Genomic DNA, 14839 nt, shown 5'->3' with positions numbered 1-14839 from the left:
ACCCGGACAAGGCTCAATTCGACCTGATCTACGAAGACGCGAAAGCCGGCGTCGCCGAGGCGCGGCAGCGCGTCCTGGACGCCTCCGCCGGCGGCCCCGGAGTGATGCCACCTGACCAGTGTGTTTGTCTCCTATGCCAGCGAGGACGCCGACTGGGCGAGGGGGTTGGCATCCCGACTCGGCCGGCGCGGCCTGCATGTCGTCTTCGACGAATGGGACGTACTGCCCGGTGATGTGGGCGTCCATCACACCGAAGCCGCCATCGACAGCGTGGCGTGTGCCCTCGTCGTCATCAGCCCCGCCTCACGCACATCGCCCTGGGCCCGTGAGGAGTACGCGGCATGGGTCACGGCCGGGGCGCGGCGGAATCTGCGGCTCATTCCCGTACTGATCGGGGACGCCCCTCTTCCGCCCCTGACCGCGAGCCGGGTATGGCGGGACTTTAGACACGTGGACGGTCCCGGCTACGAGGAGAAGGTCGACGAACTCGTCGCCGCTGTCCGCGGCGAGACCGCCCCGGACGGCTCCCGCAGGTCCGCCGCGCCTGGGCTCCAGGACAACATCGCAGCGGCGCAGCCGCTGCCGCCCCGCCCCCTCACCCCGCCCGACCAGCCCGCTGTCGTGCTCTGCTACGCCGCGGCCGACGCGGCGTACGGGCAGGCACTCGCCGTCCAGCTGAGAAGCGCCGGGCTGGCCGTCTGGTCGGTCGCCGATCTGAAGCCGGGGGACTCCCACGTCTGGTCGGTCCAGCGGCAGCTGGATTTCGCCACGGCAGTGATCGTGCTGATGTCACCGCACTCACAGGAGTCCGAGGACGTCACGCGCATGATCCTGGAGGCCATGCACCACCAGCGCCCCTTCTTCCCCATCCTGCTGGAAGGACAGCGCAACTACCTTCTGGCGCACACCTGGTACGTCGATGCCCGGGACGGCCGGCTGCTGCGCGAGGACGAGGTCGGCCTGCTGCGGGACCTCGACGCCGCTTCCCGGAACGGGGCGTCGCCGGACGCGATGTCCGCGGTGATCCCGGCACCAACCCTGCGGCCCGCGGTGGAGGCGGTGCGGATGCCGGCGGCCGTCTCCCTCGGACGGCTCGACAGCTATCTCGCCGAGTGCAATTTCGCGTACGCGGATCTCCAGACCACCGCCATCGTCCTGGAGGCGGCCGGCCGTCTGGACGAGGGCTGGCTGAGCACGCGCCATGTGCAGCGGATCCCGGCCCGGGTTCTGGCCCGCGTCGACGGGGTATGGGCCGATCACACACACGGCCGGCAGGGCTGGCGTGCCCAGGCGGCACGGTGCGCGGTGCGGAGCAACCGGCACGCGGAATTTCTCGCGCTGTCGGTGGCCTGCGGATGGCGCAGCTCCAGGGACGCGCTGGTACCACGCTCCTACCAGGAGTTGACGCAGATGGCAGGGCCCGGTCCCCGCAGCGCGTACTACCCGACGTTGCGCAATCCGCAGAACGAACCGTTCAGCCACTGGTACGACGAGTGGACCTCCACGGTTTTGGCCGTGCACCTGCGCATGGGGAGCGGGAGGTGAACGGATGGGACGGGCGAGTCGGGTGGACCTGGGGATCTACCTGGTGGGGTGCGCCGCCGCGCTGTGTTCCCTGGCCGTCTCCCGTGAACTGGCGCTCTATGTGCACGCGTCGGTCAATGTCTTCGGCACCGTGGTGGTGACGCGCCACGTCGTGCGGAAAGCGGAGACGCTCAAAAGAGAGAACGGACAGTCCAATCCGCCAACAGGCTGCCTCTTTCTCTTTCTTCTGCTCTATGTCACGGGTTGGGAGATCGCTCACATGAGCCCAGTGGTCATCGTCGTCGTCCTGCTTGCTCTGGTGGTCGCCGGTGTCGCCGGCCGGCTCTGCTTCCGGTATGTGCCACCTGGGCATGTCGGTATCGTGCGGCGGCTTCACGGCCGGGCACATCCGGAATTCCCCCATGTCACCCCGTACGCCACACACGGGGTACAAGCGCGCACGCTCCTTCCCGGGCGCCACTGGCGGGTGCCGTTCCTCCACCAGGTCGAATGCGTACCCCGGACAACCGTGGCGGAGGGAAAGATCGGTCTGGTCACGGCGAAGGAGGGCCGGGGGCGGCCCTCGGGCCGGACCCTGGCGCGCGCTGTTTCCTGCAACAGCTTCCAGAACGGCGAGGAATTCCTGCTGGCCGGCGGGGAGGCGGGCACTCAGGTCGGCGTGCTGGCCGGCGGGCAGTCCTACTACATCAACACCGAGCTTTTCGAGGTCCAGGAGGTCGACCGGGTCCACGTTCCGACAGGCACCATCGGGTTGGTCGACGCGAAGGCCGGCAAGGTGCCGCCACCCGGGTCCGTCTTCGGCCCGTACGTGGAGTGCGACGATTTCCAGGACGGCGGACGGTTCCTGGAAGGCGGCGGCCAGCAGGGCAAGCAACTCGCCATTCTCCCCGGCGGTGCCTACTACGACATCAATCCGGCCCTGTTCGACGTCATCACCGTGCACAACGTGGCAGCGCGCGGCGGTGAACTGACGGATTGGCACCTGCGGGAGATCTCCGTTCCCGCCGACCAGACCGGCGTGGTGATCGCGCTCGACGGCGCGGAGCCGAAGGACGACAGGCCGGGACCGTCCGTGCCGGGCCATCAGGGATATCGCCTGCCGTGGGTGTTCCTCGCGAACGGCGGCTGGCGGGGTGTGCAGGAGGAGACTCTGAGCGGGGGAACGGTCTGTGCGCTGAACCCGTATTTCGTCCGCGTCATGCTGGTCCCGACGCATCTTCTCACCCTGGAGTGGGACGAGAAGACGCCCAGCGAGGCGCTCACGAACTATGACGCGCATCTGGGGCGGATCACGGCCACCGTGCAGGGATACCGGCTGTTCGTGGACGTGAAGCAGCTGCTCCAGATCCCCGCGGCGTCCGCTCCCGAACTGGTCAGGAGGAACGGCGGCGGTCAGTTCTCGGGAATCGGCGGCCTCCAGTACGACCGGCTGCCCGTCCAGCGTTTCGTGCAACGCGTGCTGGGTGCCATCGTCGCCTCGTACTTCAGCCAGATCGCCAACGCGCTGACGGTGCGGGAATTCCTGCGCAATTACCGCGACACCCGCCTCGACCTCGCCACCCTGGTGGAGAACGAACTCCGGGAGTGGGGTGTGGAATCCAAAGGAACCCATCTGGGCGAGTTCCGCGCGGAGGACGAGGCCCTGAACGAGATGTTGCAGAAGCCGGCCTACGAGGAGATGCGGAGCGAACTGCTCACACTGCAGCAGGACAACGCCGAACGAGAGGACGCGATCGACACCGTGCGCGTGCGGGCGGAGAAGCGGCGCAAGGCTCTGGATCTCCAGGCCGAGATCCAGACCCTCGGCCTCGACAACGTCATGGTGCTCAGAATGCTGAAGGAGATCACTCAGGCGCCCGTACCGCAGTTCATCAGCGGGGGCGATCTGTCGGCGTTCCTCGAGACGCAGCCGATCGCCCGTCTCGAAGGGCTGCTGGAGAGGATGCGCGGCCTGGACCCGGGGGCCGGGAACGAGAGCACGGAGCAGCCCTCGCTGCCCGAGACGGATGCCGACGAGGACGGCATGAAGAAATGAGACGCGGCAGCGGCGCGTACCCGGCGGAAGGCGCGCCGGGAACCGGAAACCGGCCCCGTGGAGGGGGTCAGTTTCCGGTGTCGCCCATGTCGAGCACGATCTTGCCCACCGCCGTGCCCGTACGCAGCCGCTTCACCGCTTCGCCGAGCGCGTCCATCCGGTACCGCTCATAAGGCAGCGACAGCGAGCCGGAGGACAGGTCCGGCAGCAGGCGCAGCACCTCGGGGGCGACCTCCTGACCGCGGGAGATCATGTTGACCGGCAGGAGGGAGACGTCGGCGAGGAAGAAGTCCGCGAGGTCCAGTGTGAGCTCTCGGCCGGCCGTGTAGCCGACGAGCGCGGCCCGGCCGCGTGGACGGACCAGGGTGAGGGCGTTGCGCAGGACGGAGCCACCGACCGTGTCGATCAGCACGTCGGCTTTGCCGCCGATCGACTCCTCGGACAGATCCGACGCCGGCAGCGCCTTGGCGACGCCGGGTACGTGCGGCAGCTTCGCCGGACGCCCGACCGCGCCGACCACCTCGGCGCCGGCGCGCGCCGCGAGCTGAACGGTCACGGAGCCGACCGCGCCGGACGCGCCGGTGACCAGTACCCGCTCCCCCGGCTGCACCTGGGCGATGGCGTGCACAGCCGCCCACGCGGTACCGACCGGCGAGAAGTGGATGGAGGCCAGGGCGGGGTCGGTGCCTTCGGGCATGGTCTGCACGGCGGCGTCCGGTACGAGCACGTGCTCGGCCCAGGCACCGTCGCGGCTCAGGCCGAGCCCTTCCCCGCGTACCCGCACCAGGGCGCCCTCGGGGTGGGTGTCCGAGGCGACGACGTAGCCGCTGCCCTCGGTGCCGGGGGTGAACGGCAGATCGGGCAGGAGGCCGAATTGTCCGTCGAGGATGTTCAGGTCCAGGTGGGCGACGGTGGCCGCGGCCATCCTGACGAGGGTGTGCCCGTGCTGCGGCTTTGGCACGGCCCGCTCCTCGAGCCTCGGCACAGTGCCGAACTTCTCCAGGATCAGGGCGCGCGATGTGTTCGAGGAAGTGCCCACCTGCTGAGTTCTCCGTTCTTCCCGCGTCGGTCACTGCGGCCCCCGTGTACACCGTAAACCTCTACCTGCGTATTACACGCATCGGGGACAGGGGCAGACCCCGGCTGCCTGGCGCAGGCCCGGACGCCGGGTGATGAAGCCCGACGAAGGACGAAGGCCCCCGTCGATGCGGTGGTGCGAGCGCGCCGCTTACGGCACCCCTGCTGCGACAACCCTGCTGGACAGGTGCATGATGACGCACACGTGGGAGGGAAGGGGCGGGGATGGCGCGCTGGACGGTGGAGCGGCAGGAAGCGGCCCCAGCGGGGCCGGAGCGTGTCGGCGGCGCGGGCTGGACGGCCGCGTGGCTGACCGGTGCCGTGACACTGTGGGCGGAGGGCGCGCTCGCGCTGGTCGTCCACTTCCTGACGGGCTTGCGGGAAGAGCACTATGTCGCCGCCGGTATCCCGGCCTACGTCGGGTATCTCCTCGCGGCCGTGGTCGCCGTGGTCATACTCGGCCTCGCGGGGCTGCTCGGCTCTGCGGCGGCCGTCCTGCCGGTCGTACAGCTGTCGCGCTGGTCGGCCCGCAGGACCGGGCGGACCGATACGGTGCGCTGGTGCCTGGCTGTCTGCGGGGCGTTCGCCGCGGCCGTCGCCGTGTGCGCCGGGGTGCCGACGGTACTCCTGGGCGGCGGCTGGACCGTGCTCCCGCTGATACTTGTCGCGGCCTTCCTCGGCTTGGTCCCCGCCGCCCTGTGCACCCGGGCCGTGACCGTCCTGCGCCGCACCGGTGCCCGGTTCGCGCTGGCGGGGGTGGTGTTCGTCTGCGGGCTGACGCTGTCGGCGGTGGTTCTCGTCGGTGGTCTGGCGGCCTACGGAACCGGCCTGATCCAGGGGTACGAGCCGCCACGGCTCACCGCCGCGAAGCTCGTCGGCACGTGGACCGACGACCACGGCGGCACCCTCACCCTCCGGGCTGACGGCACCGCGGTGGCCAACGGCCTGGACGTCCACACCGCAAAGGCTGCGTACGACGGGGACAGGCCCGAGCAGTGCAGTGGCTCCGGCTCGTGGGCGCAGGAAACCTCGCCCTCCGGAACCCCGCAGCTCGGCCTCGGCGTCAGCGGCTGTATGGAGGGCATCAGCTGGCAGTTCGGGGGTACGGAAGAACAGCCCACCCTCTACTACTGGATCGGCGACCCGGACACCCTCAACCAGTACACCTTGCGCCGCGGATCGCCGGCGCCGTAGCCGATGGCGGGCTCCCCCCGTGCAGCGGCCCATCTGCCCACCGACCAGCACGGCACGACGCGCCCGCCGGACGCTGCCGCAAGCCCCCACCGGCCAGGTTGTGGCCGTGTCAGCAGTGGCATGCATGAGGGCGCCGTGACAACAACCCAGCACCCGGAGGTGCCCCGTGCGCGCTGTCCGTCGTCTCGCCGCCGCCGCAGTCACTGCCGGTCTCGTGGCCAGTGGGCTCTTTCTCGTCGCGCCTGCGGCACATGCCACGGTGAGGAACTGCGAGCTGCAGGCTGCCGGATGGGGCCCGGTGACCCCGGAGATCACCGCGGCCTGCCAGAAGGGCGCCGCAGGAGACTGGCACCGCTGCTACCTGGAACTCACCGCCCTCCACGTCCCCCAAGTCCGGGCTGACGACGCCTGCATGGAAGCGCAGAAGCTCTGACGGCCTCCCGGACCTCCCGGACTCGGCCGGAAACCGCCTGACGTGGCCCCTCGGGATCACTTCGCGGCATGCGGCTGCCCACGGGCCCGGTCTGTGACAGCCGGGAACGCAGCGATGAGTTTTCGCGGCTCGGGGAGTCTCACCACCGTTGCCGACGACACAGGAGGAGCAACATGACTCAGCTGCTGAGAGTGCAGAACTTCACCGTCTCGAGTGATGGGATCGGCGCCGGTGAGGACCAGAGCCTCGAGCGTCCCTTCGGCCACGCCGTCGACCCGGCGGAGCTGCTCGGCTGGGCCGGTGCGACCGCGAGCTGGCCCGGACGCACCGATCCCGGTGGGAGCCGGGGGCTCGACGACTACTTCACGCGGGATTTCGCGCACAACATCGGCGCGGAGATCATGGGCCGCAACAAGTTCGGGCCCCAGCGCGGGCCGTGGAAGGACCACGAGTGGCGCGGCTGGTGGGGTGACGAGCCGCCGTTCCACACCCCGGTGTTCGTCATGACCCACCACAGGCGCCCTTCGTTCACGCTCTCCGACACCACGTTCCACTTCGTCGACGGCGACCCCGCCGCCGTCCTGGAGCAGGCGCGGGAAGCGGCGCAGGGCAAGGATGTCCGGCTGGGCGGCGGGGTCACCACCGTCCGGGAGTTCCTGGACGCCGGCCTCGTCGACACCATGCATGTCGCGGTCTCACCCGTGAAGCTGGGGACCGGACTGCGGCTGTGGGACTCACCGGATGAGCTGCTCGACCGGTTCCACCTCGAAGTGGTGCCCAGCGCGAGTGGCGTGACGCACCACCTGTTCTGGCGGAAGTGACCGGTCCCGGGGCTGTTTCCTCCACCGGGCCGGAATCCGATGTCTGCGTGCGTGCCACCACCACTGCCGTAAGCGGTGGTGGTGGCACGGTGGATCAGGCCCTCAGCCCGGTCGGCATCGCGCGTCGCGGCCCGCCGTGCACCGGTCCGGCGGCGGGGACTGGCCGGCTAGCGCAGATGCCGGGTGAAGAACCGGGCCGCGGCGTCGGCCGCGAACTGCGGGACGCCGGTGTGCCCGCCCATATTGGCGTTCAGCGTCTTCTCCCTGGAGCCGAAAGCGTCGAACAGGTCCAGGGCCGCCCGTCGGTCGTTGCCCTCGTCGTCCCACTGCAGCAGGACATGCAGAGGGATGGTGACCCGGCGGGCCTCTTCGAGCGTGCTGCGAGGGACGAAACTGCCGGCGAAAAGAACAGCAGCCGAGATGCGCGGCTCGACCACCGCCAGCCGGGTCCCGATGGCGATCACTCCCCCGGAATACCCGACCGGGCCGCCAATCTCCGGCAGTGCGAGGGAGGCGTCCAGGACGGCCTGCCATTCCGGTACCGACTTGTCGACCAGGGGGAGGACGAGGGCGTCGATGATCTCGTCGCTGACCGGCTCGCCCGCCGCCATGGCCCGGCGCAGACCGACATGAGCCTCCTCGGCGGCGGGCAGGCGGGGCCGGTCGCCGCTACCGGGAAGCTCGATGGTGAGCGTGGCGAAACCGTCCGCCGCGGAGCGCCGGGCCCGGGCGAGCAGCCGTGGGTACGTCGTGCGCAGCCCGAGCGGAGGAGGGCTGAGGAGGATGAGGGGCACAGGTGCGGACGCCGATGCTGCTTCAGGCGTCCACAGGATGCCGGGGATCTCTCCGAGGATGAATTCACGCTCCACGACACCGTCGCCGAGGTGCTGTTCGGAAAGGACATGCATGGTCGTGCCTTTCGGGAGTGCACAGAACGGCGCTCCCGGGCGACGACCTATCGCCCGACCGTGGCCCTGGAGGAGAGCACCCACGTCGATACGTTCACGGGTACCACCTCCTCGTTCTCCGGCACGGCCTGGGGAAGGCTAGCAGACCGGTCGGGCCGGTCTTCGAGGGCAGGAACCGGCATCCGCCCCGGCCCACCGCCTAGTTGATGATCTCGGCCTGCCCGTCCGCGCGCATCCCGGCGAGACGTTCCCGCCAGGCCCGGATCGCGTCGGGGGTCTGCCGCATCCAGTCGTCGACCTCGGCGACGATGCGGAGCGGTTCCTTGCTGCGGTAGGAGCGGGTGGGATTGCCGGGGAACTTCTTGTCGGTGACGTTCGGGTCGTTCTCGAATTCCCCGGTCGGCTCGACCCGGTACACCCGCGGCTCGCCGTCTCCGGCGGCGAGCTGGGCCGCGAGGCCGGCACCGTCACGAAGCGCGGTGAAGTAGATGTGGTTCATGACGATTTCCGGCCGGTAGTTGGAGCGGAATCCGGCGGTCAGCAGATCTCCGACCCGCAGGTCCGCCTTCGTACCGTGATAGAACGGCCCACTGTCCAGCGTTTCGCCCATCCGAACAGCCTACCGCCCGAGCCGTAACGGGGAGGCCCGGGCGGGGAAGCACGCGGCGCGGAGCCCATTCGGGCCGCCGGCTCGCGGCACGTTCGTCCGCGCGCACCAGCCGGACCCGGGCCTGCGCGGGTTGCAGCGGGCCGCGCGGCGCCGCGGCCACTGTTCAGCAGGTGGCGGCGCTGGAGATCCGTACTCCCGTCAGGGTTCCGCCGGAGACGGTGAAGCTCGACTTCGGGGGTATGCAGGTCGTGGCGCCCCCGGACCAGCGGATGTAGGCAACATCGTCGTTGCGGGTGTTCTGGACCACCAGGCCCGGGCCGGACGGCTTGGACGGCAGGTTCTGCCACGTACTGGTGACGTCCTGGAACTGGCCGATCTTCACACCGTTCTTGAAGAAACAGACATACGGGTATGAGCAGGTGTCCGCCGCCGCTCTCACGGCTCCGGCGTCGGACGAGGCGACGGCTGTCGCCTGTACCGCGACGGACACCCCGCCGGCCATGACCAGAGTCATCGCCACGGCTCCGAGGGTACGTACCGTTTTCATGCCAAGCTCCTTCGTCCTGGGACATTCCGGCTTGCACGGCGCACTCCCGAATCCTCGGACAGGCCGCCACAACCGCCCAGGCGCATACCGGTCAACAACCGGCTCGCAAGGCCGGAAGCATGCGTGCTCCGTCACCCCTCCCCCAGACCGATGCCCCGACAGGATCGCTCCCGCACTGCCTCAGCAGCCGTCTCGCCGGGCCGGGCAGCGTGCTCCGGCTGCCAGCCCTTCACACTTGGCGATAGTCAGAAGTTTTCGTTACGGTGTATAACGTAAGCGCTCGTTCATAACGGCGGAGGCCTTCCGCCTCGCCTTGCTGAAGGGATCACGTCATGGCTGCAGTACAGGGCTCACTCCACACCGTTCTGGGGGCCGGCCCCGCAGGCACCTCCGTCGCCTTGGAGCTCGCGCATCGCGGGCATGCCGTCCGGCTGGTCGACCGCGCCGCTTCAGGGGAGCCGCTGGACGGGATCGAGCGCGTCGCCGGGGACGTCGGCACGGTGGAGGGGGCGCTCGCCGCGATCGAGGGCGCGGACGTCGTGTACCACTGCGTCAACGTCGCCTATCACCTGCAGGTGGACGTCATGCCGGGCATCCAGGAGGCGGTTCTGGGCGCGGTGGCGCGTACCGGTGCGCGTCTGGTCGTGCTGGACACGCTGTACCCGTACGGCGAGACGCACGGCGAGGTGATGACGGAGGACACCCCGTGGCGGGCGGCCACGGCGAAGGGCCGGATGCGTGCCCAGCTCGACGAGAACTACCTCGCCGCGCACAAGGAGGGCCGCGTGAAGGTCGTGCTGGGCCGCTCGGCGGACTTCGTCGGGCCCCGGGTGCTGAACTCCACGCTGGGCGGGGCCGTCTTCCCGGCCGCACTCACCGGCGGCGAGGTCCTGGCCCTCGGGAACATCGACCTCGAGCACAGCTACACCAACATCCTCGATGTCGCCCGGGGCCTGGCCACGCTCGGCGAGACCCCCTCGGGAGACGGCCGCGTCTGGCACCTGCCCACCGCCCCCGCCCGCACCACGCGTGAGATCTTCACCATGCTGGGCGACCTGGTGGGCCGCCCGCTCCGGACGGTAACGATGAACGAGCCGCATGCCTTCGGGCCGTTCGACGAGACGTTCATGAACTCCTACGCCGAGCTGTTCTACCAGCACACCGAGCCGCAGATCATGGACTCCACCGCCATGCAGCAGGAGTTCGGCCTCCAGCCCACCCCGGTGGAGACGACGCTGAAGGAGACGCTGGAGTGGTACCGGGGCTTCCTCGCCTCCCAGGCGAAGGGCTGACCCCGGCAGACCGCACGGACCCGGCAGCCCTCTCCCCGGCGGAGGCCGGGGAGAGGGCTGCCGGGGAGAGGGCTTCATACTGTCACGATCGCGATACACTGACGCACACGTTAGGGACCGGACGATACGGTCACAGGCACGGCCAGGGCGACAGGAGGCGGGAATGGCAGCTCGCGTGAACAGCCCGCGGGCGCGGTACCGGGAACAGACCCGCTCGGAGATCAAGGAAGCCGCCGTACGGCAGCTCGCCACCGGCGGCATCGAGGGCGTGGCGCTCCTGCGGATCGCGAAGGAGATCGGGATGTCCGGCCCGGCGCTCTACCGCTACTTCGCCAGCCGCGACGACCTGCTGGCGGAGCTGGTGCTCGACGCGTACCAGGGCGCTGCCGAAGCCGTCCGGGCGGTTGACACCGAAGAGGGCGGGCGGGTGGCTCTCCACGCCCTGACCAGCGCCTACCGCGCGTGGGCCGTGGCCCAGCCGCACCTGTACCTGCTCATCCAGGGCACCCCGGTGGCGGGCTTCACGGCGCCGGCCGAGACCGTCGCGAAGGCGCGCTCTGTCCTCGGTCCCTTCCTGGCCGTCTACACCCGGGGGCGGCCTCTGGTCTCCGTGGATCCGCTCCTCGCACAGATGCGGGGATGGCTGGACGCACAGCCCGAGGTGGCGGGCTGGGTCGAGGAATGGACGGGTGTGCCGGCCGCCGAACCTGCCGCGGCCGTCGCGCTCACCGGCGCCGTCATGACGTGGCCGCAGATGCACGGCGCGGTCAGCCTGGAGATCACCGGCCAGTTCACCGGCATGGGCCACGATCCCGCCACCCTGCTCGATGTCCAGACGTCGCTCCTGGCCGACACCTTCCAGCTTCCCTGACCGCCTGGGCGCTCCCCTCCCCCAGTGCGGTACCGCGTCACCTGGGAGTGGGCAGCCCCGCCGCAACCCTCGGGCGGGCCGCACACGCGTCTTGCGGCAGAGCGCTTGACCTTACCCTCACGGGCAAGGTTTAGCGTTCTTCGAGGTGAGAGGCATGCGGATCGGTGAGCTGGCCCGGCGAGCGGGTGTGACGACCAAGGCGGTGCGCTACTACGAGTCGTTGGGGCTGCTCACGCCGGTACGGCTGGCCAACGGCTACCGGGACTACGACGAGCACGACGTCCGGCTCATCCGGGAAATCCGGGCGCTGAGCCGCCTCGGCATCCCCGTCGAGGCGACACGGCCGTTTCTGGAGTGCCTGGCCCTGGGTCACCGGCACGCGGACGACTGCCCGGCCGCACTGGCCGGTTACCGGGACGCCATCGACGAGCTCACGAAGCGGATCGAAGGACTCGTCGCCCGCCGTGCGGTGCTCGCGGCGCATCTGCAGGAGGCCGCCCATCGCAACAGCCGTCTCTCGCCGCCGACCGACGGAGGGGAACCGATGACCGACTACACGAGCCTGCCCGCCGACCTGCCCGTCCCCGAGGACGACGGCGCCGCCGCCCACCTGCCCGGCACCAAGATGCCGCACCTGGAACTCCACGCCACCGACGGCGCCACGGTCCGCCTCGACGCGCTGGGCGCCGGCCGCACGGTGCTCTACGTCTACCCGCTGACGGGACGGCCCGGCACCGACCTGCCCGAGGGCTGGGACTCCATCCCCGGCGCCCGCGGCTGCACGCCCGAGGCATGCGGCTTCCGCGACCACCATCAGGAGCTGCTCGCGGCCGGCGCGGCCCGGGTGTACGGCCTCTCCAGCCAGGACAGCGACTATCAGCGCGAGGTCACCGAACGCCTCCACCTGCCGTTCGGGATGCTGTCCGACCCCGGACGGGGCCTGGCCGAGGCGCTGGACCTGCCCACGTTCACCGCCGGCGGGCTGACGCTGTACAAGCGGCTCACACTGATCGTGCGGGACGGGGTGATCGAGCACGTCTTCTACCCGGTCTTCCCGCCGGACCAGCACGCCGGGCAGGTGCTGGCCTGGCTCGGCGCCAACCGCTTGTGCTGAGCCGAGCTCCAGGGGCCGCTGTGGCTCAGCGTGTGGCCGCGCAGCCGGTGTTCACAGCCACCGCTGTGCCGCCTCCACGCTGTCCCCGATGCCGGTGTTGAAGGCGATGGAGGCCTGGGGCGCATGGCGGTGGATGAGATTCATGATGCGTTCGAAGAACGGAAGCAGCTCCTCGTTCTTGCGGAGCCCCCCGCCGACGACCACGACGTCCCAGGGCTGCCTGGCCAAAGCTGCGACGAGGGCGGACTCGGCCGATGCGTCGCATACGACCAGCGCCACGTCCGCATCGATGCCGTGCTCGCCGAACCGGGCCAGTTCCGCATCGAGCGCCGCGCGAAGAGCCTCTCCGTCGACACCGGGTATCGCTTGCGGATCGTAACCGACGACAAGTGCAGAAGACATGCGGGCAACTTATCCCCCATGCACCGGACATGAGACACCGGGCAGCCCCTGAGCGGGCCGTCCCGCCCGGTCCGGCCTCGTGGGCTCCGGCCTCGAATGCGCCCCAGCGGGGAGGTGTGGTCCCCGCTGGGGCGCTGCCCCGTCCCGCGTCCGGTCGGCCGCCGCGTCGGCCCCGGTGGCTCCTGCGCGCCGGACTCGCCGGCGGCGGGCTCCGGGGGGGGCGCGGGCAGCGCGTCGCGGATCCGGTGCCGGCTGAGGCCCCGGTGCACGGTCTCAGCCGACGCAGCCGGTCAGCAGGCGTCGATGTAGCGGATGCCCGCCCAGTTGCCGTGCGGGTCGCCGTAGGGTGCGCCCGGTGTCGTGTACACGAGCTGCTTGTTGGCGTTGTACATCCTGGCCTTGGTGCCGTTGGACTGGTTGTTGTACCAGGAACCGCCGGTCCTGGCCGCGATGCCCTGTAAGTAGCAGTCCTTGAACTTGAACACCAGGTTCGTGTAGTTCGCGCCCGCGTAGCCGCAGAAGTAGTACTTCGGGCAGCTGGCGGGCGCCGCCGTGATGCGGGCGCCCGAACTCTGCTTCGCTGCGGCGGAAGTGGCGGACTGGGTGGTGGTGTTGGTGGTCGAGGTGGTGGCCTGAGCCGTGCCGGCGGCCGTGGCCATGGCGAGCAGAGCTCCTGTGACGAGGGCGGTGCGACGGAGCCGGGTACGGCTGGTGACGTGTTTCATCGTTCCCCCTTTCATGGGTTCATCCGGTGCGCTGCTCACGCGTCACCGGACCACATCGCACCGTAGGGGCGACGCATCGGACCCGGAAGACATTTCGGTCCTAGCCGAAATGACCGCACTCTCCTGACCCGCGCGGTCAGCCCAGGGGGGTCGGAACCTCCCTGGCCACCACCGTCGTTTCCGGGCCGCCACCGAATCACTTGACCCGGCCCATACGGTGTTCGAGTGGAAGGCACTCTCATCGACGAACTCCGCACCGCGTACGATGCCCAACTCCGCGGCGTCACCCCGCCTGGCGGCAGCGCTCGCATCGAGAAGGACGGTCCGTTGACACGTGTCGTCGGCTGGCACCGTGGCTTCGTCACGGGCCCACGCGACCTCGGCGTACGCGGGGCGGCACTCGACACGCTCATTGCCCGGCAGCGTGACCGCCCGCGGCGAGCCGGTCGAGTGGAAGACACGCGCCCATGACCTTCCTGCCGATCTCACTGACCGGCTCACCGCGGCCGGGTTCGTCGCCGAGGACAGCGAGACCGTGCTCATCGGACGGTCCGCAGACCTTGCCGCCTGCCCTGTCCTCCCCGACGGCGTGACTCTCCGCCGTGTCACCACTACAGCAGACCTCCGGCGCGTCGCCGCCATGGAGAGCACCGTCTGGGGTGAGGACCGCAGTTGGCTCGCCGACGACCTGGCCTCCCGGGTCGGCAGCGCCCCGGAGAACATTTGCGTCCTCGTCGCCGAGGCGTGCGGTGAAGTTGTCTGCGCCGCATGGCTGGTGTTCAACGACGGCCTCGACTTCGCCGGCCTCTGGGGCGGCTCGACGCTCGCGGAGTGGCGCGGACGGGGCATCTACCGGGCCATGGTCGCCCACCGAGCCCAGCTCGCCGCCGCCCGTGGTGTCCCCTACGTCTACGTCGACGCCTCGGCCGACAGCGCACCGATCCTCACCCGCCTCGGCCTGCACGCCGTGACTACGACGACACCGTATGTCTGGTCACCCTGAGCCCGGCCGGCCTTCGGCTCGGTGCCGGGAGTCCGGTCGATCGGGGTTCCGCGTGCCGGCGGTGAACGTGGCCGCGGCGGTGCGCATCGCGCTGGAATCGCGTTCGCCGGCCCGGCAGTGCGTCACGCCCGGTCGCCCCGTGAGGCGTTGGCCGCGTGCCCGTAGGTCATACGTCGATGCGGGAGCGGTCGAGGGTGGCGGCGGAGGAGCTGATGAATTCGCGGCGGGGTGCCACCTCGCTGCCCATGAGGAGGTCGAATGC

General features: G+C 70.1%; 14 protein-coding genes and 1 pseudogene. 9 read left to right on the top strand and 6 right to left on the bottom strand.

Going from position 1 to position 14839, the window contains the following annotated elements:
- Positions 1-120: 120 nt before the first annotated feature.
- The gene (locus IO40_RS0132340) at positions 121-1545 is read left to right on the top strand and encodes a TIR domain-containing protein (RefSeq protein ID WP_262070666.1); all 1425 of its coding nucleotides are present in this window, start codon (positions 121-123) and stop codon (positions 1543-1545) included.
- Between the two features lie 22 nt (positions 1546-1567).
- A complete protein-coding gene (locus IO40_RS0132335) occupies positions 1568-3580 on the top strand; it encodes an SPFH domain-containing protein (protein WP_234336621.1) in 2013 nt (670 codons plus the stop codon).
- Positions 3581-3647: 67 nt separating this feature from the next.
- On the opposite strand, the gene IO40_RS0132330 is transcribed toward IO40_RS0132335, so the two are convergent.
- Positions 3648-4541, bottom strand: coding sequence for a quinone oxidoreductase family protein (locus IO40_RS0132330; protein ID WP_234315715.1), 894 nt, complete (start codon positions 4539-4541; stop codon positions 3648-3650).
- A 341-nt stretch (positions 4542-4882) separates the two neighbouring features.
- Between IO40_RS0132330 and IO40_RS35170 the strand changes: the two genes are divergently transcribed.
- From IO40_RS35170 to IO40_RS0132315, 3 genes are all read left to right on the top strand, one after another.
- On the top strand, positions 4883-5851 hold the full coding sequence (locus tag IO40_RS35170) for a hypothetical protein (RefSeq protein ID WP_051719355.1): 969 nt from the start codon (positions 4883-4885) through the stop codon (positions 5849-5851).
- 298 nt (positions 5852-6149) lie between these two features.
- Entirely contained in the window at positions 6150-6284 is a 135-nt protein-coding gene (locus tag IO40_RS39555) for a hypothetical protein (protein ID WP_258775776.1), read from the top strand.
- A gap of 173 nt (positions 6285-6457) precedes the next feature.
- Entirely contained in the window at positions 6458-7105 is a 648-nt protein-coding gene (locus IO40_RS0132315; RefSeq protein ID WP_031031995.1) for a dihydrofolate reductase family protein, read from the top strand.
- A gap of 167 nt (positions 7106-7272) precedes the next feature.
- Here IO40_RS0132315 and IO40_RS0132310 read toward each other — a convergent pair whose 3' ends face one another.
- The 3 genes from IO40_RS0132310 to IO40_RS0132300 all read right to left on the bottom strand — a co-directional run bounded on the left by IO40_RS0132310 (position 7273) and on the right by IO40_RS0132300 (position 9170).
- Positions 7273-8013, bottom strand: coding sequence for a dienelactone hydrolase family protein (locus tag IO40_RS0132310; RefSeq protein WP_031176646.1), 741 nt, complete (start codon positions 8011-8013; stop codon positions 7273-7275).
- Between the two features lie 199 nt (positions 8014-8212).
- The gene (gene arr / locus IO40_RS0132305; protein WP_030409541.1) at positions 8213-8623 is read right to left on the bottom strand and encodes an NAD(+)--rifampin ADP-ribosyltransferase; all 411 of its coding nucleotides are present in this window, start codon (positions 8621-8623) and stop codon (positions 8213-8215) included.
- Between the two features lie 163 nt (positions 8624-8786).
- A complete protein-coding gene (locus IO40_RS0132300) occupies positions 8787-9170 on the bottom strand; it encodes a hypothetical protein (RefSeq protein ID WP_031031987.1) in 384 nt (127 codons plus the stop codon).
- Positions 9171-9502: 332 nt separating this feature from the next.
- On the opposite strand from IO40_RS0132300, the gene IO40_RS0132295 reads away from it, so the two are divergent.
- The 3 genes from IO40_RS0132295 to IO40_RS0132285 all read left to right on the top strand — a co-directional run bounded on the left by IO40_RS0132295 (position 9503) and on the right by IO40_RS0132285 (position 12447).
- Positions 9503-10462, top strand: a complete 960-nt coding sequence (locus IO40_RS0132295) for an NAD-dependent epimerase/dehydratase family protein (protein WP_016473279.1) — start codon at positions 9503-9505, stop codon at positions 10460-10462.
- Between the two features lie 163 nt (positions 10463-10625).
- Complete coding sequence (locus IO40_RS0132290; protein ID WP_016473278.1) at positions 10626-11333, top strand: TetR/AcrR family transcriptional regulator; 708 nt, start codon at positions 10626-10628, stop codon at positions 11331-11333.
- Positions 11334-11487: 154 nt separating this feature from the next.
- Positions 11488-12447, top strand: a complete 960-nt coding sequence (locus IO40_RS0132285) for a MerR family transcriptional regulator (RefSeq protein WP_031176645.1) — start codon at positions 11488-11490, stop codon at positions 12445-12447.
- A gap of 51 nt (positions 12448-12498) precedes the next feature.
- Here the strand turns inward: IO40_RS0132285 and IO40_RS0132280 are convergent, their stop codons facing one another.
- Positions 12499-12849: a hypothetical protein gene (locus tag IO40_RS0132280; protein ID WP_016473276.1), complete on the bottom strand. Its 351-nt coding sequence runs from the start codon at positions 12847-12849 to the stop codon at positions 12499-12501.
- Between the two features lie 290 nt (positions 12850-13139).
- On the bottom strand, positions 13140-13574 hold the full coding sequence (locus IO40_RS34460; protein ID WP_016473275.1) for a hypothetical protein: 435 nt from the start codon (positions 13572-13574) through the stop codon (positions 13140-13142).
- Between the two features lie 225 nt (positions 13575-13799).
- On the opposite strand from IO40_RS34460, the pseudogene IO40_RS34455 reads away from it, so the two are divergent.
- Positions 13800-14577, top strand: a pseudogene (locus IO40_RS34455) (GNAT family N-acetyltransferase).
- The last annotated feature ends 262 nt before the right edge of the window (positions 14578-14839 follow it).

Source organism: Streptomyces albus subsp. albus (genome assembly GCF_000725885.1).
Taxonomy (GTDB): Bacteria; Actinomycetota; Actinomycetes; order Streptomycetales; family Streptomycetaceae; genus Streptomyces; species Streptomyces albus.
Note: the sequence above shows the minus strand (reverse complement) of the source record. Positions and strands in the feature narration are given on the sequence as shown.